The organism is Nonomuraea sp. NPDC026600 (genome assembly GCF_040638335.1).
GTDB lineage: Bacteria > Actinomycetota > Actinomycetes > Streptosporangiales > Streptosporangiaceae > Nonomuraea.
The window spans coordinates 74,053-96,331 of the sequence record NZ_JBEZYD010000005.1 but is presented as its reverse complement, the minus strand read 5'-3'; the positions used below and the strand labels follow the sequence as shown (position 1 = coordinate 96,331).

The 22,279-nt window shown below is 69.7% G+C and carries 21 protein-coding genes and 1 pseudogene; 10 read left to right on the top strand and 12 right to left on the bottom strand.

Translation table 11 applies throughout. From position 1 onward, the window contains the following. Positions 1–13: 13 nt before the first annotated feature. The 6 genes from AB0F17_RS13395 (at position 14) to AB0F17_RS13370 (ending at position 4,154) form a co-directional block, all read left to right on the top strand. On the top strand, positions 14–988 hold the full coding sequence (locus AB0F17_RS13395) for a tripartite tricarboxylate transporter substrate binding protein (RefSeq protein ID WP_358021133.1): 975 nt from the start codon (positions 14–16) through the stop codon (positions 986–988). Further along, positions 988–1,521 (top strand): tripartite tricarboxylate transporter TctB family protein, encoded by a 534-nt coding sequence (locus tag AB0F17_RS13390; protein WP_358021130.1) that lies wholly within the window; start codon positions 988–990, stop codon positions 1,519–1,521. Before AB0F17_RS13395 ends, AB0F17_RS13390 begins: the two co-directional genes overlap by 1 nt. Next, positions 1,522–3,048, top strand: a complete 1,527-nt coding sequence (locus AB0F17_RS13385) for a tripartite tricarboxylate transporter permease (RefSeq protein WP_358021127.1) — start codon at positions 1,522–1,524, stop codon at positions 3,046–3,048. Positions 3,049–3,155: 107 nt separating this feature from the next. Next, positions 3,156–3,611, top strand: a complete 456-nt coding sequence (locus AB0F17_RS13380) for a VOC family protein (RefSeq protein WP_358021124.1) — start codon at positions 3,156–3,158, stop codon at positions 3,609–3,611. A gap of 38 nt (positions 3,612–3,649) precedes the next feature. Then, on the top strand, positions 3,650–4,009 hold the full coding sequence (locus AB0F17_RS13375; protein ID WP_358022331.1) for a DUF6247 family protein: 360 nt from the start codon (positions 3,650–3,652) through the stop codon (positions 4,007–4,009). 4 nt (positions 4,010–4,013) lie between these two features. Next, the gene (locus AB0F17_RS13370; protein ID WP_358021121.1) at positions 4,014–4,154 is read left to right on the top strand and encodes a hypothetical protein; all 141 of its coding nucleotides are present in this window, start codon (positions 4,014–4,016) and stop codon (positions 4,152–4,154) included. Here AB0F17_RS13370 and AB0F17_RS13365 read toward each other — a convergent pair. Then, entirely contained in the window at positions 4,151–4,570 is a 420-nt protein-coding gene (locus AB0F17_RS13365; RefSeq protein ID WP_358021119.1) for a transposase, read from the bottom strand. The two genes, AB0F17_RS13370 and AB0F17_RS13365, sit on opposite strands and share 4 nt — an antisense overlap. A 128-nt stretch (positions 4,571–4,698) precedes the next feature. After that, positions 4,699–5,389, bottom strand: a pseudogene (locus tag AB0F17_RS13360) (transposase); the annotation flags it as partial. Positions 5,390–5,678: 289 nt separating this feature from the next. On the opposite strand from AB0F17_RS13360, the gene AB0F17_RS13355 reads away from it, so the two are divergent. Both AB0F17_RS13355 and AB0F17_RS13350 read left to right on the top strand, forming a co-directional pair. After that, complete coding sequence (locus AB0F17_RS13355; protein ID WP_358021117.1) at positions 5,679–6,299, top strand: RNA polymerase sigma factor; 621 nt, start codon at positions 5,679–5,681, stop codon at positions 6,297–6,299. Next, positions 6,296–7,417: a CU044_5270 family protein gene (locus AB0F17_RS13350; RefSeq protein ID WP_358021114.1), complete on the top strand. Its 1,122-nt coding sequence runs from the start codon at positions 6,296–6,298 to the stop codon at positions 7,415–7,417. The genes AB0F17_RS13355 and AB0F17_RS13350 overlap by 4 nt, the downstream gene beginning before the upstream one ends. 698 nt (positions 7,418–8,115) lie before the next feature. Here the strand turns inward: AB0F17_RS13350 and AB0F17_RS13345 are convergent. Beyond that, entirely contained in the window at positions 8,116–8,448 is a 333-nt protein-coding gene (locus tag AB0F17_RS13345; protein WP_358021111.1) for a hypothetical protein, read from the bottom strand. Between the two features lie 135 nt (positions 8,449–8,583). After that, positions 8,584–9,855 (bottom strand): helix-turn-helix transcriptional regulator, encoded by a 1,272-nt coding sequence (locus AB0F17_RS13340; RefSeq protein WP_358021108.1) that lies wholly within the window; start codon positions 9,853–9,855, stop codon positions 8,584–8,586. 372 nt (positions 9,856–10,227) lie between these two features. Between AB0F17_RS13340 and AB0F17_RS13335 the strand changes: the two genes are divergently transcribed. Beyond that, entirely contained in the window at positions 10,228–10,761 is a 534-nt protein-coding gene (locus AB0F17_RS13335) for a hypothetical protein (protein ID WP_358021105.1), read from the top strand. Between the two features lie 228 nt (positions 10,762–10,989). Here AB0F17_RS13335 and gatB read toward each other — a convergent pair whose 3' ends face one another. From gatB to AB0F17_RS13300, 7 genes are all read right to left on the bottom strand, one after another. After that, positions 10,990–12,495, bottom strand: coding sequence for an Asp-tRNA(Asn)/Glu-tRNA(Gln) amidotransferase subunit GatB (gene gatB, locus AB0F17_RS13330; RefSeq protein WP_358021103.1), 1,506 nt, complete (start codon positions 12,493–12,495; stop codon positions 10,990–10,992). Between the two features lie 15 nt (positions 12,496–12,510). Beyond that, positions 12,511–14,001: an Asp-tRNA(Asn)/Glu-tRNA(Gln) amidotransferase subunit GatA gene (gene gatA / locus AB0F17_RS13325; RefSeq protein WP_358021100.1), complete on the bottom strand. Its 1,491-nt coding sequence runs from the start codon at positions 13,999–14,001 to the stop codon at positions 12,511–12,513. Beyond that, positions 13,998–14,297, bottom strand: a complete 300-nt coding sequence (gene gatC / locus AB0F17_RS13320) for an Asp-tRNA(Asn)/Glu-tRNA(Gln) amidotransferase subunit GatC (RefSeq protein WP_214639933.1) — start codon at positions 14,295–14,297, stop codon at positions 13,998–14,000. Before gatC ends, gatA begins: the two co-directional genes overlap by 4 nt. A 127-nt stretch (positions 14,298–14,424) precedes the next feature. Next, positions 14,425–16,497 carry an EAL domain-containing protein gene (locus tag AB0F17_RS13315; protein WP_358021095.1) on the bottom strand — a complete coding sequence of 691 codons (2,073 nt, stop codon included), beginning with the start codon at positions 16,495–16,497 and terminating at the stop codon, positions 14,425–14,427. Positions 16,498–16,646: 149 nt separating this feature from the next. After that, positions 16,647–18,830: an NAD-dependent DNA ligase LigA gene (gene ligA, locus AB0F17_RS13310; RefSeq protein ID WP_358021092.1), complete on the bottom strand. Its 2,184-nt coding sequence runs from the start codon at positions 18,828–18,830 to the stop codon at positions 16,647–16,649. A 95-nt stretch (positions 18,831–18,925) separates the two neighbouring features. After that, positions 18,926–19,345, bottom strand: coding sequence for a hypothetical protein (locus AB0F17_RS13305; protein ID WP_358021089.1), 420 nt, complete (start codon positions 19,343–19,345; stop codon positions 18,926–18,928). 14 nt (positions 19,346–19,359) lie between these two features. Further along, on the bottom strand, positions 19,360–20,352 hold the full coding sequence (locus tag AB0F17_RS13300; RefSeq protein WP_358021087.1) for a methionine synthase: 993 nt from the start codon (positions 20,350–20,352) through the stop codon (positions 19,360–19,362). Positions 20,353–20,376: 24 nt separating this feature from the next. On the opposite strand from AB0F17_RS13300, the gene AB0F17_RS13295 reads away from it, so the two are divergent. Beyond that, positions 20,377–21,009 (top strand): MBL fold metallo-hydrolase, encoded by a 633-nt coding sequence (locus tag AB0F17_RS13295; RefSeq protein WP_358021084.1) that lies wholly within the window; start codon positions 20,377–20,379, stop codon positions 21,007–21,009. Positions 21,010–21,128: 119 nt separating this feature from the next. Here the strand turns inward: AB0F17_RS13295 and mnmA are convergent, their stop codons facing one another. Next, positions 21,129–22,259: a tRNA 2-thiouridine(34) synthase MnmA gene (gene mnmA, locus AB0F17_RS13290; RefSeq protein ID WP_358021081.1), complete on the bottom strand. Its 1,131-nt coding sequence runs from the start codon at positions 22,257–22,259 to the stop codon at positions 21,129–21,131. Between the last annotated feature and the right edge of the window lie 20 nt (positions 22,260–22,279).

Sequence of the window (22,279 nt, the reverse complement as noted above, 5' to 3'; positions counted from 1 at the left end):
CTTTGGAGTGATCATGCGTCTCCGCATACTCGCCGCCGTCGCGGCGCTCTCCGTCGCCGCGGTGTCCGGCTGCGGCGCCGGCTCCGGCTCTGACGGCGGGGGGACCGGCGCTCTGCGCATCATGGCTCCCGCCTCACCGGGCGGCGGCTGGGACCAGACATCCCGTACGGCCGAGCAAGCGCTCAAGGCCGTCGACCCGAAGCGCCGGGTCGAGGTGTACAACGTGCCCGGCGCGGGCGGCACGATCGGCCTCGCCCAGTTGGCCGGCGAGAAGGGCAACGGCAACCTGCTGATGACCATGGGCCTGGTGATGGTCGGCGCGATCGAGCAGAACAAGTCCAAGGTCACGCTGGCCCAGACCACGCCGATCGCCAAGCTGACCGAGGAGTACGAGATCATCGTGGTCCCGGCGGCCTCCCCGCTCAAGTCGGTGGCCGACCTGGTCGCCGCCTGGAAGGCCGACCCGAAGAAGGTGTCCATCTCGGGCGGTTCGGCCGGCGGCACCGACCACATCGCGGCCGGGCTGATGGCCAAGGCCGCCGGCGTGGACCCGAAGCAGGTCAACTACATCGCCCACTCGGGCGGCGGCGAGGCGCTGAACGAGCTGCTCGGCAACAAGGTGAGCGTCGGCATCTCGGGCGTCGGAGAGTTCGCCGAGCACGTGAAGTCCGGCAAGCTGCGCGCACTGGCCGTGACCTCGGGCCAGCGGCTGCCCGATCTCGACGCGCCCACGCTCAAGGAGGCCGGGCTGAACGTCGAGCTGACCAACTGGCGCGGCTTCGTGGCGCCCCCCGGGCTCGACGACGCCGCCAAGAAGTCGCTGACCGACCTGGTGACCAAGATGCACGACTCGCAGGTGTGGAAGGACGCGGTGGCCAAGAACGGCTGGATCGACTCCTTCCAGACCGGCCAGCAGTTCGCCGACTACCTCGACGCCGAGCAGGCCAAGGTCAAGACCATCATCGCCGAGCTGGGCGTCGTCTCCTGATGTCCGAGACCACGACCGGTCCTACCGGCCCCGGTGAGGGCGAGAAGCGGCGCCTGCGGTGGCGGCCCGAGCTGGGGCTGGCTCTGATCGTGCTCGCGCTCGGGGTGTTCGTCGTGATCGGCACGCTCGACGTGTCCGCCGCCGCCTCGCAGCTCGGCATCGGGCCGCGGTTCTTCCCGATGCTGGTGGGCGGCTCCATGATCGTCGTCGGCCTGTTCTATGTGGCCGACGTGCTCAGGGGCGGGCGCGGCGACCCCGAGGAGAGCGAGGACGTCGACGTGGACGCGCCCGCCGACTGGCGCAGCGTCGGGCTGGTGAGCGGGATCTTCCTGGCGTTCACCGCGGTGCTGAACGTGCTCGGCTGGATCATCGCCGCGAGCCTGCTGTTCTTCGGCCTGTCGCTGGTGCTCGGCGCGGAGCACAAGCTGCGCGCGGCGGGCGTCGGGGTGGTCCTGGGGATCGCCACGTACCTGCTGTTCGTCAAGGGCCTGGGCGTGTCGCTGCCGGGCGGGCTGCTGCGGGGGGTGATCTAGGTGAACTCGTTCCAGCTCCTGCTCGACGGTTTCGCCGGGGCACTGACGCCGATCAACCTCATGTACGCGCTCATCGGCGTCACCCTCGGCACCCTCGTCGGCGTGCTGCCCGGCATCGGGCCCGCCATGACCGTGGCGCTGCTCCTGCCCATCACCTTCACCGTACCGCCGACCAGCGCGTTCATCATGTTCGCCGGGATCTACTACGGCGGCATGTACGGCGGCTCGACCACCTCCATCCTGCTCAACACCCCCGGCGAGTCGTCCTCGATGATCACCGCGCTGGAGGGCAACAAGATGGCCAGGCGCGGCCGGGCGGCGCAGGCGCTGGCCACCGCGGCCATCGGCTCGTTCGTGGCGGGCACCATCGCGACCGCGCTGCTGGTCGTGGCGGCGCCCGCGGTGGTGAGCTTCGCCATCTCCTTCGGTCCCGAGGACTACTTCGCGCTGGCGATCCTGGCCTTCACCGCGGTGTCGTCGGTGCTGTCCCGCTCGGTCGTGCGCGGGCTGGCCTCGCTCGGGTTCGGCCTGGTGATCGGGCTGATCGGCATCGACCAGCAGACCGGGCAGGCGCGGCTCACGCTCGGCATGGACCAGTTGCTCGACGGCGTGGACGTGGTGGTCGTGGCCGTCGGGCTGTTCGCGCTGGGCGAGGCCCTGTACGTGGCCTCGCGGCTGCGCCACTCACTGCCCGAAGTGGTGCCCGTGGGCCGGGCCTGGATGGGCCGTACCGACTGGCGCCGGTCGTGGCTGCCCTGGCTGCGCGGCACCGCGCTCGGCTTCCCGTTCGGCGCGCTGCCCGGCGGCGGCGCCGAGATCCCGACCTTCCTGTCGTACGCGGCCGAGAAGCGGCTGGCCCGCGGCGTCGCCAAGGAGGAGTTCGGCAAGGGCGCCATCGAAGGCGTCGCCGGGCCCGAGGCGGCCAACAACGCCTCGGCCGCCGGAACCCTGGTGCCGCTGCTGACGCTGGGCCTGCCCACGTCCGCGACGGCCGCGATCCTGCTCGCCGCCTTCCAGCAGTACGGCCTGCAGCCCGGGCCGCAGCTGTTCGACCACAACCCGGCCCTGGTGTGGGGCATGATCGCGTCGCTGTTCATCGGCAACACGATGCTCCTCGTGCTGAACCTGCCCCTGGCGCCGCTCTGGGCGCGCGTGCTGCGCATTCCCCGGCCGTACCTGTACGCGGGCATCGTGCTGTTCGCCGCGCTCGGCGTGTACGCCCTGAACGGCTCGGTGGTGGACCTGGTCGCGCTCTTCCTGCTGGGCCTGCTCGGATACGCGATGCGGCGCTTCGGACTGCCGGTCGCCCCGGCGGTGATCGGCCTGATCCTGGGGCCGATGGCGGAGATCCAGCTCCGCCGGGCCCTGGCCATCGGGGCGGGCGACGTGACCGTGCTGGTGCGCAGCCCCATCGCGGTGATCCTGCTGCTGCTCTCCCTGCTCGCGCTGCTCGCGCCGCTGTTCAGGAAGCTGATGGAACGGCGCCACATCGAACCGGTCACGCCTGCGTCACGAGAGGAGGACTAGGCGGCCTCCCGGGGAATCACTCGGGTGGTTCCTGGGATTTCCTGTCGGGGCTCCACCGGTCTGTCCGGGCCGGTGGAGCCCCGTTTCTGTCGTACCGACCGGGCATCATGACGGGCGTGAAGCTTCAGGTGGCGTTCGACTGCGCCGACCCCGACAAGCTGGCCAGGTTCTGGGCCGAGGCGCTCCGCTACCGGCTGGAGGAGCCCCCGCAGGGCTTCGCCACCTGGCAGGACTACTGGCGCGCCCGGGGGCTGCCCGAGGAGGAGCTGACCGGCGACGGCGGCTATGACTCGGTCGTCGATCCGGCCGGGGTGGGGCCGCGGCTGTGGTTCCAGAAGGTGCCCGAGGGCAAGGTGGTCAAAAACCGCCTCCACCTCGACCTGTCGATCACGTCCGGGCGCGACCGGCCGGTGGAGGTCCGCAAGACCCAGCTCGACGCCGAGGCCGAGCGGCTGATCGGGCTGGGGGCGACGCTGTCGAAGGTGCTCCTGGTGGAGGGCGTGCCCGACTACTACGCGATCACCCTGCTCGACCCGGAGGGCAATGAGTTCTGCATCAGCTAGGTTTCGGCTTAGAGGGCGGCTGAAGGAGGGGCAGAGTGATGACGCCTGAAGCGCACGACCTTCACCGGACGCCGGAGGAGATCCGCGCGTCGCTCAAGAGCAACCGCAGCCCGAAGAACATCCGGGCCGCGCTCCCTCCGGAGGATCGGGCCATGTTCGATCGCGAGTACTGGCATGCGCTCGACAAGGCCAAGCTCGACTATGACCTGGCCCCCATCCAGTCCTTCCAGGACAGCTGGTGGTGGACCGCGTACCAGAAGGCCGACCCGTACGAGTACACAGAGACAATCCAGGCAGCCGAACGCGCCCTGGAGTACCTGGAGCGGGGAGAGTCACCACCCGGCGCCGTCAGGGTGGATGACGCCTACAAAGCCCGCATGCGGCGGCGCGGCGACTAAAGAGATGTACGCCGTCGAGCTCGATCCGGTGGCCGAGCAGCAGCGCGACGCCTTGCCAGCGGCAGCCCTCGCCACGTTCATGGAGCTGCTCGCCATGCTCGAGGTCGCCCCGTGGAGCGGAGAGCCGCTCAGGCGGGAGAACTAAAAGGCGAACATGCTTACCCACCCCTTCGGCGATAGTCGCGGCCTGGCCACGTACGTCGTCATGGAAGATCGTCGACTCGTGTACGGGTGCTGCAGGTGCGTCTTGCCCGTGCCCCGGTAGCGTGATCGTCGCAGGCCGAACGCCTTGACGCCCTGGGCAATGGTGGCTTCGATGCCCTGCCGGGCCTGGTGGCGATTTTTCCACTGGTCGGTTTGCTGTTCGGCCCGTGCCCGGGCCAGGACCTCGTGTTCGGCCTGGGGGCGTAACGTCATCCGCCGACGCCGGCTTCGAGTGCACTCGGCTTTGACGGGGCAGCGGCTGCAGTCACGCTGGGAGAACTCGACCCGAATCTCGCTCTTGTCTCGGCCGGGTTCGATCGCCCATCGAATGCTGGTCTTGCCGCTGGGGCAGGTCACCTGGCGGTTGTCCCAATCGATGGTGAACGCCGACGCGGGGTAGCCGCCCTTTCGCGACGGGTGAGGCTGTCATGGACGAGTGCGGTGGCGGGAAGGTCTTTGGGGTGCCGCCAGCGCACCACGTCATCGACGGTGTGGAACTGCTGCACCCACACCTGATGATCTCCGCCTGTTCGATGCGCGCGGGCAGCGCCTTGGGCAGCGCCTTGGGCAGCCGGAAATCCTCGATCCGGCGGTTATACCGGTCCTACCAGTCAGGCTCGGCCACGCTGGTCAGCCATTCGGGTGCTGCCGCAGCCAGTGCGTTGAGCGCGGCCCGCAGCATCTCGCCGACCAACTCCAGCCGGTTGAGCTCGCGGATGGCCGCCAGCACGTGGGTGGAGTCCGTCCGGGCACGCCCTGCCGTCTTGAGCAGTCCAGCCTCAGCCGCCCGCTCCAGCACGGTGTCCAGAATCTGCTGTTCGCAGCTTCCCGCCACCAGCCGGGCCCGGAACTCGCTCAGCACGGAGAAGTCGAAGCCCGGATCGGTCAAGTCGAGGCCCAGAGTGTACTTCCAATCGATGCGCGCCGTACTGCCTCAGCGGCCTGCCGGTCAGGCAAGCCCTCGCTGAACTGCAGCACCAATACCATCGCCAGGCGTCCTGGAGACAGCGCGGGCTGCCCTCTCGACGAGAACAGGCCCTCGAACTGCTCGTCTTCGTAGATCACTCCGAGGGCGTCGCGGATTCGGATGACCGGGCTTGCGCCCGGGAACGCCGCTCGCGCTACTCGAACGGTTTCCTCAGGCACCTCACAGTAGGAGCGGGGCCGCAGAGACATGGGAAGACTCCGATCTCGCGGCCCAGGTATTCCCTAGCCTGCTACGGAGTCGGTTGATCAACAACCCGAATGCCTCAACGCGAAAAACGGCCCGGAGATGGACCCGGCCAGATAGCCGGAGAGCTTCCAACGGAGCACCCACGCGCTGCGGCCTATGGGACGGGTCCACGCTGAGACTGCTCCCCAGCCGACGCGCCGAAATTCAGGGGAAGGCGAAGGCGGCCTGCGGACAACAACAGGTGACCGATGTCCCGCCGACCTTAAGGCTTTGACTGAATGAGTCACATGCATGAATGAGCCACACCTGGCCGATCCTCGGGACGTTGCCTCACCGTCGCAGGACGATGCCGTGGTGATCGAACGGTCCTGGGACGAACCCGAGCGTTTCGGCGCCGTCTTCGACGCGCACTACGCGGAGATCCACCGGTACGTCTCCCGCCGACTCGGCCCGCACGCCGCCGACGACGTCTGCGCTGAGACGTTCGCCCTCGCCTTCCGGCAGCGTCGCCGCTACGACATGAGCCGCCGCAGCGCCCGCCCCTGGCTCTACGGCATCGCGACCAACCTCATCAGCCGGCACCGCCGCAACGAGGTGCGCCTCCTTCGTGCCGTGGACCGGCTGCATCCGGGGGCGAACTCGGCCCGAGGTCACGAGGACGAGGTGACGGCGAAGGTGAGCGCGCAAGCCGTCAAAGGCACGCTGGCCAGGGCCATCGCCGCCCTGCCCGCGGCCCAGCGTGACGTGTTGCTACTGGTGGCGCTCTCGGGGCTGAGCTACGACGAGGGGGCGCAGGCTCTGGACGTGCCCTTCGGCACGGTGTCCTCGCGGCTCAACCGGGCTCGCAAGAAGCTACGCAAGGCGCTGGGCGGAACGAATCCGCTGCTCGATGAGGAGGAGACACATCGATGAACGAGCTGCATCTCGTACGTGGGGTGTACGACGACCCGCCCCCGCCCTCCGAGGAGGCCGCGGCGGCCGCCCGTACCCGGATGTTGAGCCAGGACGACACCGCACGGCCGCGCTCTCGCCGTACGTGGCGCATGCCGCTCGGCTTGGTGGCCGCTGCCACGGTCGCGGCCGTGGCAGCGGGTATGACGCTCGCCCACGACGATCCCGCACGACCGCAGACGGGCGTGCAGGCCATGCCTCATGCTCTGTCGCCTCGCGACATGATGCTGGCCGCCGCCTCTCAGGCGGAGCTGCAACAGCAGGGTCGCTACTGGTACACGCACCAGCGCTCCGGCTTCGCGGCGCTCGCGCTCGGCAGGACCGGCGGGTACGTCGTGGAGAAGCGCACCGAGTACTTCGAGTGGACGGGAAGAACCCGCGGCGACGGCGAGTCCTTCTACGGCCGCGACTTCGCGGGTAAGCCCCAGACCCGCGCCGACGCCGACGCCTGGCGCGCGGCGGGTTCCCCTTCGAGCTGGACGGTGGGCTCGTCGGGCGCGAGCAGGATCGTCAGGACGAAGTCGGGTGCCTGGCAGGAGGACCATCCGAACGACCAGGGCGGCGGCACATTCCTCATCCGCGGCGTCGGCCAGTTCACCTATCAGGAGCTCCAAGAGCTGCCTACCGACCCCGAAGAGCTGCGCAAGCTGCTGTGCGAAGGCTCGGTCAGGTTCATCGCGGGCGGGTCTGGAGCGCCGAGGCGCTGCAACGGCCCTACAGAGGTGTTCGGCGGGGTCTTCTCCGCCCTTGTAGATACGCCCGTGCCGCCCAAGGTGCGAGCCGGTCTCATGCGCCTGATCACCGATTATCCGGGCGTGCGGCAGCTAGGCGCCGTCACGGATCCGCTCGGCCGACCGGCGGTCGGCCTCGCGGCCCCACTCGAGCGCGCTGACGGCCGTGGGAAATTCCAGCGAGAGGCGCTCTTCGACCAGCGGACCGGCAAGGTCCTGGGCAGCCGTGACATCCAGCTTGAACCAGGCCCCAACAGCCAGAAGTGGAAGGTTCCCGGCAGGACGCTGGGCTACCGGGCGGTCTTGGACTCGGGCTGGAGCAACGCCAAGCCCACCCCTCCCGACTAGAGCAGCGGGCTGCGCGGGCTCGACAGCTCCTAGCATGGGAAAGGCCCCGTGATCGCTTCTGTGATCACGGGGCCGTTTCTGTTTGGTCTACTTCGCCAACAGTGTCTCTTCATCAGTGGGGCGGCGGGGCCTTCGGCACCGAGGCCGAACGGCTGGTGGCTGGGGGCGACGTTGTCGAAGGTGCTGCTGGTGGACGGCCTGCCCGACAACTACGCGGTCACCCTGCACGACCCGGAGGGCAACGAGTTCTGCATCAGCTAGGACCACAAGGCACCTGCCATCGCCAATGCCCATAACGATCAGATCGCGGAAGAGCTGGCCTGGATCAGTAGTGGCGGCTGAGCCCTGGTCGTGGCGGCGCCGTCCAGCGCAATGCAGGACGGGGCCGGGCCCGGCAGTAGACGTGGGCCTGCCGGACGTTGGGGCGGTCCCACGTTTGCCTCGACTGTCTTAGGCCCTCGGGGGCCTTGACCGACGGCGCAGGACCGGCAGCCCAGCCTGTGCGAAGAGGCAAGAAGCCTCAGGCTGGGCGGACTGTGGGGGCCGGGGCCACGCAAGCGGTGGATTGCGAGCCCCGGCCGGTGGAAAGTGGCCCCGCGCCGTCCCGCCGGCCGCAGACATCGGGACAGCAGGCCAACGAGTTGCGGGGCCACCAACCCGGCCCGCCTCGACGGGGGCGACGCGGCGAGCCGGGGAGTTCATGTGCCGAACATGTTGTGGGCTCGGCTGTTGTGGACAAGAGCCGACTGCCAGGCCAGTGTTGCCGCGAGCGCAACCGCATCCGGTTGGCGGATGCACTGCACAACCCCGGCCGCCACCATTTCGACGGTGACGGCCTTGCGCAGCTCGGCCGTCCACCACACCTGGCCGGACACAGAGCGCTCAAAATCGATGTCCCACCCTGGGTAGGTATTGCGCAGCACCGACAGTTGACGGCCTCTCAAGTCCTGTAGGAGAGCCGCCTGTGCCATGGCCTCTCGGGCGCTCTCGCTGGTGGCGCGAAGGAGGGTGAGTAGCTCGTCGTCGGTCATTGGTCCTCCGACCGACCCGCCTTCATCGACTATCCGGCTGCTGGCTTCCGTCATGCACGCACCGTATGCGCACCGATACCGGGCACCGGTGCCATCTGTACCCCTCGCCGCAGGGGTGCAGTGTGCACCCCTGACCTACAGGGGCAGTCCGAGCTCCTGAGCGAAACCGCGTGCTCGACGCTCGATGAGCGGGCCGCCCTGGTCGACCGCGTCGGAGGCCATCAAGCGGCCGGTTGGGCTGAAGTGCACCGAGTCGTGGGAGATTGCATACGCCTGTTGCAGCCAGTCGAGCATGGACGACCAGTCGCGCCGCTGGTGGTAGGTGCGGGCGATCTCTACGTGTAGCCGGGCCCGCCGCTCTCGGGACGGGATGCTGTCGGGGTCGATCTGCTCTGCCCGGTCCTTCGCGCTGGCCGACTTGGTCAGGTCGGCACCGATCGACACCGCGTGCAACGCGACATTCGAGCTGCCGAACTGGGTCCACGGGTGGTGATAGCCGGTAGGCAGGCGACGGGCGACGGCGGCGGCCTCATCCCAGAACCGCCAGGCGTCGCCCTCCCGGCCGGCGCGGGCCGCGGTGGTGGCGGCGTGCAGCTGCATCGCGCCGTACAGGGCGCGAAGTTCGTCGCCGCCGTCGTCGAGCCGGTCGCGGAGCAGACCGGCCGCGTCGAGGGCGAGGGTGAGGGCTGCGTCGGTGTCGCCCCCGGAGCGTTGCACGATGGCGTAGGTCCAGGCGGCCCCGGCCAGCGCGGCGGGCTGGTCGGCCTCCTGGGCGGCGGCCATGGCCCGGTCGGCGACCACCCAGATCAGCTCTGGCTCGCTCGCCCACACGATGACGTGCTGTACGAGCGCCCACAGGTCAGCGAGCACGGCGTGGACATTGCGCCGTTCCTCGCCCTGCGCCTGGCGGGCAGAGGCCCGCACGTCGCGGATGAGGGAGGGCAGGACCCGGCCTACGTCTGTGCGGTGGCTGCGGGAGGTGTGCCACACCTGCCAGGCGTCGGCGGTGCGTTGGCGAAGCGCTGCGACCTGTTGCGGCTGCTCGGTGATCGTGAGCAGGGGCGCCCGGACAGCCTCACGGATGGCGGGCACCGCCTCGTGCGGTATCCGGGCGAACGCGCTGATGGGGATGGTGATGTTCCCGCCGAGGTCCATGTCGCTTCCGGCAAGGATGGCGACGTCGCCCACGGCGAGCACTTCGGCGAGGCGGATGAGCACAGGCAGGCGGGGCGGAAGGCGTCGGCCGGACTCGATGCCCTTGAGCCACTCCGCAGAGTAGCCGACAAGGCCGGCCAGTACTGCCCTGCTCATCCCTTTGCGTTCCCGGATCGTCTGGATCCGCTCGCCTGTGCGCTTCCCTTCGAGGTCGTCGAGCATCAGGGTTCTCTCGATTCGTTCCGTATCCACTGCCAGGCTACGCCCGAGGGCTGCGGCCAGGGCAGGGAACGCACGGCCCCTCCGGTTGCAAGATCGGCGGGTCACTTCCTTGATCCGTGGCACCCCTCGGGGCACCCACCCGCGACCCTCGCAAAAGGCGGGAGGGAGTTACAGGTCAACGCCACGCGTCACCTGTCGCGACACCTCCGACACCCCGCGCTGACACCTTCGTGACAGTCGGCGACAGATGTACTCCCCTCCCCCAGACCGCGCGTCCTACCCCGCCCACATCCCTACTCCCAGGAGTCACCGATGCGTCTCCGCTTACGTGATCTCGCCGCCCTGGCCGCGCTCGCTGGCGCGTTCCTCATTTCGGCGCCAGTCCCCGCCCAAGCCACTCTCATGGCCGCAGGCACGTACCGCGGCGAAGGGGACGACGTGATCCGCCTCCCGCTCACGTCTACGCCGAGCATCGTGAAGGCCACCCACCAAGGCGAATCCAACTTCATCGTTTGGGCGCTCTCCACAAGCGGCAAGCAGGTGGATCTAGTCGCCAACGGAATCGGCGACTACAAGGGCACGATGGCGTTCAACGTCAACGGCACCAACAAGATCCGCTCCTTGAGCGTCACCGCTGACGGCGCCTGGACGCTCCAGGTCCTGCCCATCACGAAGGCGCGTTACTGGGCGATCAACGCCAAGGGCGCCGGGTCGGACGTGCTGCGCCTCACCTCGCCGAGCAAGGGCATGCGCCGGCTGACGATCCGGCACAGCGGCGAATCGAACTTCATCGTCTGGGCGCTCGACAACCGCGGCCATGTCCGGGGGCTGCTCGCCAATAAGGTCGGCGATTACAGAGGCCGTGTCGTGCTGCCCGCTGGTACCCGCTATGCCACGATCACGGCGGACGGAACATGGTCGATCAGCCGCGGATAGCCCCGGAGAAGAGCAAAATGCTCGAGATCGCGCAGCCGTATGCGAGGTAGCGGCAACCTCCCGAGATAGCGGAGCCGCTACCCGGGCCGCGCAGCCGGAAGACGACCGGCAGGAAGTGCACTGACGCTCTCCGCAGGACAAGGGCACACGAAGGCCCCGCCGCCTCGCTTCATCAGCGGGGTGACGGGGCCTTCGGCGACGGGCTACCTGGGGTTATTCGTCGGTGGGTTACTCGGGGACGCCCAGCTTCTCCAAGATCAGCTCACGGGCCCTACCCGCGTCGGCCTTGCCGCGGCTGGCCTTCATCACGCCGCCCACCAGCGCACCGGCCGCGGCGATCTTCCCTGAGCGGACCTTGTCGGCCGCGTCGGCGTTGCCGGCGATGACCTGGTCGACGATCGCCGACAGCTCGCCCTCGTCGTTGACGATCCGCAGCCCGCGCCGCTCGACGACCTCGTCCGGCGAGCCTTCCCCGGCCAGCAAGCCTTCGAGTACCTCGCGGGCCAGCTTGTCGTTGAGCGCGCCGGAGGCCACCAGCTCGGTGACGCGGGCGATCTGCGCGGGCGTGATGGGCAGGCCGGCCAGGGCCACCCCGGACTCGTTGGCCCGCCGCGCCAGCTCACCCATCCACCACTTACGCGCGTCGGCGGCCGGCGCGCCCGCCGCGACCGTCGCCTCGACCAGGTCGAACGCGTCGGCGTTGTGCATGGCCTGCATGTCGAGGTCGGACACCCCCCACTCGGCCTGCAGCCGCTTGCGCCTGACCGACGGCAGCTCGGGCAGCGCTTCCTTGAGCGTGGCCACCCAGGCCGGGTCGGGCGCGATCGGCACCAGGTCGGGCTCGGGGAAGTAGCGGTAGTCCTGCGCCTCCTCCTTGGACCTGCCGGGCGTGGTGACGCCGGTGTCCTCGTGGAAGTGCCTGGTCTCCTGGATGATCCGGCCGCCATCGGCGAGGATCGCCGCCTGCCGCTCGATCTCGCTGTGCACGGCGCGCTCGATGCTGCGCAGCGAGTTGACGTTCTTGGTCTCGGTACGGGTGCCCCACTCGGACGCGCCGCGGGGCATGAGCGAGACGTTGACGTCGCAGCGCATCGAGCCCTCCTCCATGCGCACGTCGGAGACGCCCAGCGAGCGCATGATCTCGCGCAGCTCGGTCGCGTACGCCTTGGCCACGTCGGGCGCCATGCTCTCGGTGCCCTCGATCGGCTTTGTGACGATCTCCACCAGCGGGATGCCGGCCCGGTTGTAGTCGACGATCGAGTAGTCGGCGCCCTGGATGCGGCCGGTCGCGCCGCCCACGTGGGTGGACTTGCCGGTGTCCTCCTCCAGGTGCACCCGCTCGATCTCGACCCGCACGATCCGGCCGTCGACCTCGACATCGAGGTAACCGTCGAAGCAGAGCGGCTCGTCGTACTGGGAGATCTGGTAGTTCTTCGGCATGTCCGGATAGAAGTAGTTCTTCCGGGCAAAGCGGCACCACTCAGCGATCGAGCAGTTCAGCGCCAGGCCGATGCGGATCGTCGACTCGATCGCGACGGCGTTGGCCGTCGGCAGCGAGCCGGGAAACGCCAGGCAGGTGGGGCAGACCTGCGTGTTGGGCGGGGCGCCGAAGGCCGTCTTGCACCCGCAGAACATCTTCGACGCGGTGCCGAGCTCGACGTGCGTCTCCAGCCCGAGCACCGGCTCGAACCGGGCGAGCGCCTCGTCGTACGGCATGTGCGTATCGACAGTCATGGTGGAGTCCTTAGTTCAGAGAGCCGGAGCCTTGGACAGCAGGCTGCCGCCCCAGCGGCTTTCGAGGGCCTGCTCGACGGCGGCGCCGACGCGGTAGCAGCGGTCGTCGCCCAGCACCGGGGCCATGATCTGCAGGCCGACCGGGAGCCCGTCCTCATCGGCCAGGCCGCACGGGACCGAGATGGCCGCGTTGCCCGACAGGTTGGACGGGATCGTGCACAGGTCGGCGAGGTACATGGCGATCGGGTCGTCCGCGCGCTCGCCGATCGGGAACGCCGTCGTCGGCGTGGTCGGCGACACCAGCACGTCCACCTGGTGGAAGGCGGCCTCGAACTCGCGCGAGATGACCGTGCGCACCTTCTGCGCCTGACCGTAGTAGGCGTCGTAGTAGCCGCTCGACAGCGCGTAGGTGCCGAGCATGATGCGCCTCTTGACCTCGGGGCCGAACCCGGCGGCCCTGGTCATCGCCATGACCTCCTCGGCGCTGCGGGTGCCGTCGTCGCCGACGCGCAGGCCGTAGCGCATGGCGTCGAAGCGCGCCAGGTTGGAGGAGCACTCCGAGGGCGCGATCAGGTAGTAGGCGGGCAGCGCGGTCGAGAACGACGGGCAGGAGACCTCGACGACCTTGGCGCCAAGTGATTCGAGCAGCTCGACGGCCTCGTGGAAGCGGGCCAGCACGCCGGCCTGGTAGCCCTCGCCGCCGAACTCCTTGACCACGCCGATGCGCATGCCGGAGATGTCGGCGTTGCGAGCGGCCTCGACCACGGACGGCACGGGCGCGTCGATCGAGGTGGAGTCCATCGGGTCGTGCCCGGAGAACGCCTCGTGCAGCAGCGCCGCGTCGAGCACGTTGCGGGCGAACGGGCCGGGCGTGTCGAGCGAGCTGGCGAACGCGATCAGCCCGTAACGCGACGAACCGCCGTAGGTCGGCTTCATGCCCACGATGCCGGTCACTGAGGCGGGCTGCCGGATCGAGCCGCCGGTGTCGGTGCCGGTGGACAGCGGCGCCTCGTAAGCGGCGACGGCGGCACTGGAACCACCGGACGACCCGCCGGGGATCCTGGTCAGGTCCCACGGGTTGTGCGTCGTGCCGTAGGCGGAGTTCTCGGTGGAGGAGCCCATGGCGAACTCGTCGAGGTTCGTCTTGCCGAGGATGACCAGCCCGGCCGCGCGCAGGCGGCTCGTGACGGTCGCGTCGTACGGCGGGCGCCAGCCTTCGAGGATCTTGGACGCGGCCGTCGTCGGCATGTCGGCGGTCGCGAAGATGTCCTTGTGCGCGATCGGCACCCCGGCCAGCGGACCGAGCCGCTCACCGGCGCCCAGCCGGGCGTCGACGGCCCTGGCCTGCTCGACAGTGGTTTCGCGATCGATGTGCAGGAACGCGTTGATCTTTGGCTCGACCTCGGCCATGCGGTCGAGATGCGCCTCGGCCACCTCGACGGCGGTCACCTCGCCACCGGCGATCAGCGCGCCCAGCTCGGCGGCGGTCTTGTGGATCAGACTCATGCCTCCTCCCCAAGGATGCGCGGGACCCGGAAGCGGTTGTCCTCGACGGCCGGCGCGCCGGACAGCGCTTGCTCGGGCGTCAGTGACGGTCGCACCTCGTCGGCGCGGAAGACATTGGTCAGCGGAAGCGCGTGCGACGAAGGCGGAACGTCCTCGGCGGCGACCTCGGCCACCTTCGCGACCGACTCGATGATGGCATCGAGTTGGGTGGCGTAGTGGGCGAGTTCGTCATCGGTGAGGGCCAGCCTGGACAACCGGGCCAGGTGTGCGACCTCGTCGCGGGTTATGGCGGACATGAGTCGTTTAACCCGTTTCGTGGATGGAGTTGGGACACTGTCATCCTAGGGGCCTTGACGGAGCGAGACCGAACCGTTAACCCTCGCCACAGGGATGTGCGCGGCCTTTGCCCTCTGGCGCGTCCGGTCAGGCAGTCTGAGTGACCTCGGAGCGGTAGCCGTACTCGATCCCGGGCGAGCTCTCGAAGTGTTCGCGCAGCCAGACCGTGGCCTCGGCCGGCGGCATGGCCTCGTTGAACAGCCAGCCCTGGCCCATCTCGCAGCCCATCTCGGTAAGGCGGATCGCCACGTCGTCCGACTCCACGCCCTCGGCGACCGAGTGCAGGCCGAGCGAGCGGACCAGGTCGACGATGGAGCGCACGATCCGGTAGTCGTCGTCGGACTCGGCGATGCGCTTGACGAACGACGCGTCGATCTTCACCTCGGACACCGCCAGCCGCTGCAGCCTGATCAGCGAGGAGTAGCCGGTGCCGAAGTCGTCGAGGGACAGCGGCACGCCGAGCACGGCCAGTGCCTTGATCGTCTCGTGCGTGTAGGCCTGGTCGCCCATCAGGATGCGCTCGGTGACCTCCAGCTGGATCGCCGAGGGCGGCAGCCGGAGCTTGGCCAGCCCCGCCTCCAGTTGGTCGGGCAGCGCCGAGTCGAGCAGGTCGCGGGCGGAGATGTTGACCGAGACCTGCACCCGCAGGCCGCTGTGCCACCAGCGGGCGGCCTGCTCCAGGGCGGCCTCGATGACGTATTCGGTGAGCTGGCGCATGAGGTAGGACTGCTCGGCCAGCGGGATGAACTCCGACGGCGGGATCTGGCCGTGCACCGGGTGGCGCCAGCGCAGCAGGGCCTCCATACCGTGCACGGCGCCGTTGGCCAGGCCGACCTTGGGCTGGTAGTGCAGCCTGAGCTCACGGTTGTCGACGGCGCGCCGCAGGTCACCGAGGAGGTTGAGGCGTTCGGGCGAGTTGCGGTCCTTGTCCGGCTGGTAGAGCTCCACACCGGTACGCCCCTCCTTGGCCAGGTACATGGCCACGTCGGCGCGCTGGAGCAGCAGCTCGAAGTCGGGGGCGTGGTCGGGATAGAGCGCGATGCCGACGGATCCGTCGAGGTCGAACGACATGCCCTCCAGCCGCACCGGCTCCCTGAGCGCCGCCCGCAGCCTGGCCGCCACCTCGCGGGCCGCGTGGGCGTCCCTGATCGAGGGCAGCAGGACGGCGAACTCGTCACCGCCCAGCCGGGCCACGACGTCGCCGGGCCGTACGGAGTGGGTGAGCCGATGGGCGACCATCTGCAGCAGCCGGTCACCGACCGGGTGGCCCATCGTGTCGTTGACCTCCTTGAACCGGTCGAGGTCGAGCAGGAACAGGCCGACCCGCTCGTCCTGGCGGGCCTCGGCGAGCGCCTCCTCGGTGCTCACGATCAGCATCTTGCGGTTGGGCAGGGCGGTCAGCTCGTCGTGCATGGCCTGGTGGTCGCGGCGCATGGACAGCGTGGCGGTGAAGTAGACAGCCGCCAGGGGCGCCACGAACAACGGCACGAGGGAGGGCGCGTGGGTCATCACGACGACGACCAGGGGCGCCAGGCCGAGCAGCGCGGCGTAGACGAGGCTCTGCGGGCCGAGGCTGGCCCTCAGCACGCGGGTGATCGACCGGCGCTCGTGCAGCGCCACCGCGCCGCTCACCAGCGCGGCCCTGACGGCGAAGTAGGCGATGCCGGCCAGCGTGATCGCCAGCATGTCGGAGCCCGTGGGCACCCACGGCGCGGCCGGGCGCGGCACGATGCCGAACAGGCCGAGCACCACGCCGGCGGCGGTCAGCGCGAGCGTCGACTGGGCGATGTTGAACATCACCCGGTGCCACGCCTTGCGGGTGACGATGCCGTTCATCGCCACGGCCACCGCCTGCATCAGCACCGCCACGGGCAGGCCGAAGTGCAGGAGCACGGCGAAGGTGAACATGGTGGAGGGGTACGTGCCGCCGACGGCGGTCGCGGAGGACACCATGACGGGCCTGAGCTCGCCCAGGACGGCAAGGACGGTCAGCACCCAGAACAAGGGCGTGCGGGCGAGCTCCGCCAGACCGGCCGGGTCGAGTCGGAGCATGGCCACGGCCAGCGCGGTGAAGCCCATCACGGTGATGCCGGCGAGGAACGCCCACAGAGGCGTCCCGACGCGTGGCCCTGTGTCGCGGGTGTCAGTTGGGTCAGCCATCAGTAACAGAACCCCCATTAGGTCACTATGGGAGGGTACGACCTTTACCCCACTTCGCGAAACCAACCGCGTACGTTCCGTCACTTATCCTTCGGACATATACCCCAAAACCACTCTTCGTATGCCACCCGCAACGATCCGTATATGACCTATGGCGCCGGAGTGACAGCCACCAGTGCGGCCGCCTCCGGCCCCTCGGTCAGGAGCACCTCGAAGCCCGCCCCGTCGAGGATCGGCACGCCCAGACTGACGGCCTTGTCGTACTTGGACCCGGCGTTGTCGCCCGCCACCAGGAACGAGGTCTTCTTCGACACCGAGCTCGCGACCTTGCCGCCCCGATCGCTGAGCGCCTCGGCGGCGGAGTCGCGGGTGAAGCCCGGCAGCGTGCCCGTCACCACGAAGGTCAGCCCCTCCAGCGTCTGCGGCCCCTTCTCGGGAGCGGGCTCGTCCTCCATGCGGACGCCCGCGGCCCGCCAGCGGGTGATGATCTCGCGATGCCAGTCGACCTCGAACCAGGCGCGGATGGTGGCCGCCACCCGTGACCCGATGCCCTTGATCGCGGCGAGCTCCTCCTCCGAGGCGGCCATGACGGCGTCGATCGAGCGCAGGGCGACGGCCAGGTCGCGGGCCGTGGGCGGCCCGACGTGGCGGATGGACAGCGCGACCAGCACGTTGGCCAGCGGCGCCTGCTTCGCCCGCTCGAGCTCCTCGATGAGCTTGTGGGCGTTCTGGCTGGCTTCACCGTCGACGTTGGAGAAGAACGAGACGACCTTCTGCTCGCCCGTCTTCGGGTCGATCTTGGGCAGGCCGCTGTCCTTGTCGCGGACCACGGACCTGATCGGGATCAACCGCTCCAGCGTCAGGTCGAACAGGTCGGCCTCGGTGCGCACGACCGGCTCCTGCGGCGGCAGCGGCTGGGTGAGCGCGGTCGCCGCGACGTAGCCGAGCCCGTCGATGTCGAACGCGGTGCGCCGGGCCGCGAAGAACACCCGCTCGCGGATCTGCGCGGGACAGCCGCGGGCGTTGGGGCAGTGCAGGTCGGCGTCGCCCTCCTGCTCGTAGGCCAGCTCCGTGCCGCACTCGGGGCAGTGGGTGGGCATCACGAACGGGCGCTCGGACCCGTCACGCAGGTCGGTGACCGGGCTGAGGATCTCGGGGATGACGTCGCCCGCCTTGCGCAGCACGACGGTGTCGCCGATGAGCACGCCCTTGGCGGCCACCACCGCGGCGTTGTGCAGCGTGGCGCGCTCGACCGTGGAACCGGCCACGCTGATCGGCTCCATCACGGCGAACGGCGTGACCCGGCCGGTGCGGCCGACGCCCACCTGGATGTCGAGCAGCTTGGTGTTGACCTCTTCCGGCGGGTATTTGAAGGCGATCGCCCAGCGCGGCGCCCGCGAGGTCGAGCCGAGCTCGCGCTGGGTGCGGAAGTCGTCGACCTTGACCACCACGCCGTCGATCTCGTAGGGCGGGTCGTGGCGGTGCACGCGGTAGTGCTCGATGAACGCGTCGACTTCGGCGAGGTCGCCGACCACCCGGTAGAGGTCGCTGACCGGCAGGCCGAACCCCCGCAGCCGCTCGTAGACCTCGGACTGCGCCTTGGGCTCGGCCGCGCCCTCCCAGACGCCGACACCGTGCACGATCATGCGCAGCGGGCGCTGCGCGGAAATCCGCGGGTCCTTCTGGCGCAGCGAGCCGGCCGACGCGTTGCGCGGGTTGGCGAAGGGCGCGATCCCCTGCTCGACGAGCTGCTCGTTGAGCCCGCCGAACTCCTTGACCGGCATGTAGACCTCGCCCCGGACCTCGATGAGGCTGGGCACGTCGGTGCCCTTCAGCCGATGCGGCACGCCCTCGATGGTGCGGACGTTGGGCGTCACGTCGTCGCCCGTCCGGCCGTCGCCCCTGGTCGCGCCGCGCTCCAGCCGGCCGTCGCGGTAGACGAGCGCGATCGCCAGCCCGTCGATCTTGAGCTCGCAGAGATAGGGCCCGGGATCGTGCTCGGCCAGCCGCTCGGCCCGCGCCTGCCACGCGGCCATCCCGGCCGGGTCGAAGGCGTTGTCGAGGCTCTCCATCGGCGCCAGGTGGTCGACCTTGGCGAAGTCGCCGGCGACCGGCGCGCCCACCTTCTGCGTCGGCGAGTCGGGCGTCTGCAGGCCCGGATGCGCCGCCTCCAGCGCGAGCAGTTCGTTGAACCACTGGTCGAACTCACCGTCGCTGACCGTGGGCCGGTCGAGCACGTAGTAGCGATAGCGGGCTTCCTCCACCAGCTCGCTCACCTCGGCGTGCCGCTCACGCGCGGCCACGGGCACGCCATTGACGCTTGGCTCGCTCACCAGGGTCTCCTTCCGTCCAACACCCTGAGCAAACGCTATCGCCGAGCACCGACAACGGGCACCTTCCGAGGCGCCCGGTCGCGGCGTGAACGGGATCAGCCGCCCTGGGACCAGACGCCGTCCCAGGACGAGCACTTGCCGGTGACCTTCGTGGCCGTGCCGCGGCAGACCCGGCCCTCGATCGAGAGCATGTAGCCGGTGGGGAAGGAGAACGCCAGCGGCTTGGTCCCCGAGCAGTTGTGGAACGTCTTGGCGCCCCTGCCGCCGTCGTCCTTGACCCACCGGAACTTCAGCCACGAGCACCCGCTCCGGCCGGGGAAGTCGTAGAGCTTGCCGTTCACCGTGAACCCCGGCCGGTCGAGGACGACCTTGCCCTTGGCCTTGCCCGCCCGGTCGGAGGAGTAGATGGAGCCCCAGTTCCATATCTCGGGGTTGGCGGCGGCCGCGGCCGGAGCGGCCAGCGACGCGGACGAGATCAGGAGTGTGACGCCGACCGCCACAGTACGAAAGATCATAAAAGTGAGGCTACTCACCCGGGTTGCAACCCGCTTGCCGGATCGTCGCGCAGCACCTGAGCGGCCTTGCGGCAGGCGGCAAGGGCGGCCCGCGCGTAGCGGGGAGAGGCTCCGGCGAGCCCGCAGGCCGGGGTCAGCACGACCTGCCCGGCCAGCTTGTCGGGCGGGAAGCCGAGCCGCCGCCACAGGTCCAGCGCGGGCCTGGCGACGACACCGGCATCGGCCAGCCGGGTGTCGGTGCCCGGCACCACGCCGAGGAACAGCAGCAGCCCCGCCTCCAGGGCCTCCCCGAGCGCGTCGTCGTCCCGGCGGCTGAGCAGGGACGCGTCCAGCGAGATGCCGCGGACGCCGGCCGTACGGAGGAGGCGGAGAGGCACCGACGGCGCGCAGCAGTGCACGACCGGGTCGCCGAACAGGCCCAGCGACTCCGCCACCCGCCAGCCCTCCACGGGGGCCAGCCGCCCGAAGCCCGAGGCGGTCGGCACGGTGCCCGCGAGCACGCCGGGCAGGCCCGGCTCGTCGAGCTGCAGGACGATCTCGGTGATCCCGGGCACGCGCCGCCGCACCTCCGCGACGTGGTCCTCGACGCCCTGGGCGAGCGAGGCGATCAGGTCGCGTACGGCTCCGGCGTCGGAGAGCATCTTGTCGCCGTACTTGAGCTCGATGGCGCCCGCCAGCGTCCACGGCCCGCAGACCTGCAACTTGAGCGGCCCCGTGTAGTCGTGCCCGACCTCCTCCAGGCCGTCGATATCGCGCCTGAGATGGTCGACGGCCCGCTGGTGGTCGCGTCCCGGCCGGTCGGCCAGCCGCCATCCCGACGGTTGCACCTCCACCGCGAAGTCGACGAGCAGCGCCGCCGTCCGCCCCACCAGGTCGGCGCCTACACCGCGGGCCGGCAACTCAGGCAGGTACGGCAGGCCCGGCAATTCGCCGAACACCATCCGAAGCGCCTCGAAATGATCCTCACCCGGATGCGACCCAACTCCGGTGGCTTCCAACGTCGACATGTCACCAGCGTAGGCTCTGGAGATATGAAGCTGACCAAGCACGGCCACGCGTGCGTACGTCTGGAGAAGGACGGCAACGTCCTCGTCGTGGACCCCGGCACCTTCACCGAGGGCCCCGTGCTCGACGGTGCCGGCGCGGTGCTCATCACCCACGAGCACATGGACCACGTCGACGTCGAGCGGCTCAAGGCCGCCTCTCCCGACCTGGAGATCTGGACCTGCGAGGCGGTCGCCGCCCAGTTGGCGGAGGTGCCGGCGAAGGTGCAGGTCGTACGGCATGGTGACGACTTCACGGCGGCGGGTTTCGCGGTGAAGGTGTTCGGCGAGTGGCATGCAAAGAACCACCCCGATGTGCCGATTGTGCAGAATGTCGGCTTCATGGTCGATGATGAGGTCTTCTACCCGGGTGACGCGCTGACCGTGCCGGGGGTCGAGGTGCCCACCCTCCTGGTGCCCACGCACGCTCCCTGGATGAAGCTTCTGGAGACGGTCGACTACCTGCGCGCGATCCGGCCGGCCAGGGCGTTCTCCACCCATGACGGGCTGCTCAACGACATCGGCCTCAGCCTGGTCGACAACTACCTGAAGCTGGAGTCCGACAAGCAGCATGCCGACATGCGACGACTCAAGGTCGGCGAGTCGGTCGAGCTGCCCTGAGGTCAGGCCGCCCTGCGGGCCGCGCCGCTCTCAAGTCGGCCGCCCTGCGGGTCGCGTCGCCCTGCGGGTCGCGCCGCTCTGAGGGTCGCGCCGTTCCGAGGCTGAGCCGCCTTGAGGCGTCAGCTGGCCGCGGCGATGGTGGCCGAGCCGATGACGGTCTCGCCTGAGTACAGCACCGCCGCCTGCCCCGCCGCGACCCCCGTGGCGGGGCGGTCGAGGGTGATCCGCAGCTCCTCCGCGGTCTCCTCGAAGCGGCACACGTAGACCTCACCGTGGGCCCGCAACTGCACCTTCAGCTCGCCCGGTGCCACAGGCCCGCCCAGCGCGACCGACTCCGTCGGCCCGCCCGGCACGGTCGGCTCCGTCAGGCCGGTCGGCTCCGTCGGTCCGTTCCAGACCGGGCGGCCGCAGGTGATCGAGGTGACCTCCAGCGCCGACCGCGGCCCCACCGTGACCGTGTTGGACACGGGCTCGATCGACAGCACGTAGCGCGGTCTGCCGTCGGCGGCGGGCCGGTCGATGTGCAGCCCCTTGCGCTGGCCGATCGTGAAACCGTGGGCGCCGTGGTGGTTGCCGACGACCTCGCCCTCCTGGTCGACGATCGGCCCCTCGGCCGCGCCGAGCCGCTTGGCCAGGAAGCCCCGGGTGTCGCCGTCGGCGATGAAGCAGATGTCGTGACTGTCGGGCTTGTCGGCGACCGTCAGGCCCCGCCTGGCGGCCTCCTCGCGTACCTCGGCCTTGGTCGAGTCGCCCAGCGGGAAGATCGCGTGGCCGAGCTGCTCGCGGGTGAGCACGCCCAGCACGTAGGACTGGTCCTTGCCCTGGTCGGCGCTCCTGGACAGCACGCCGTCCACCAGCCTGGCGTGGTGGCCGGTGGCGACCGCGTCGAAGCCCAGCGCCAGCGCCCGGTCGAGCACCGCCGAGAACTTGATCTTCTCGTTGCACCGCAGGCACGGATTGGGCGTGCGGCCCGCGGCGTACTCGGCCACGAAGTCCTCGACCACGTCGCGCTGGAAGCGCTCGGCCATGTCCCAGATGTAGAACGGGATGCCGATCACGTCGGCGGCGCGCCGCGCGTCGCGGGAGTCCTCGACCGTGCAGCAGCCCCTGGCTCCCGTGCGGTGGGATTGGGGGTTGGCCGACAGGGCCAGATGCACGCCAGTGACGTCGTGACCGGCCTCGGCGATCCGGGCGGCGGCCACGGCGGAGTCGACGCCGCCCGACATGGCGGCAAGCACACGCAATCCCATGACCATCCCAGCGTACTGTC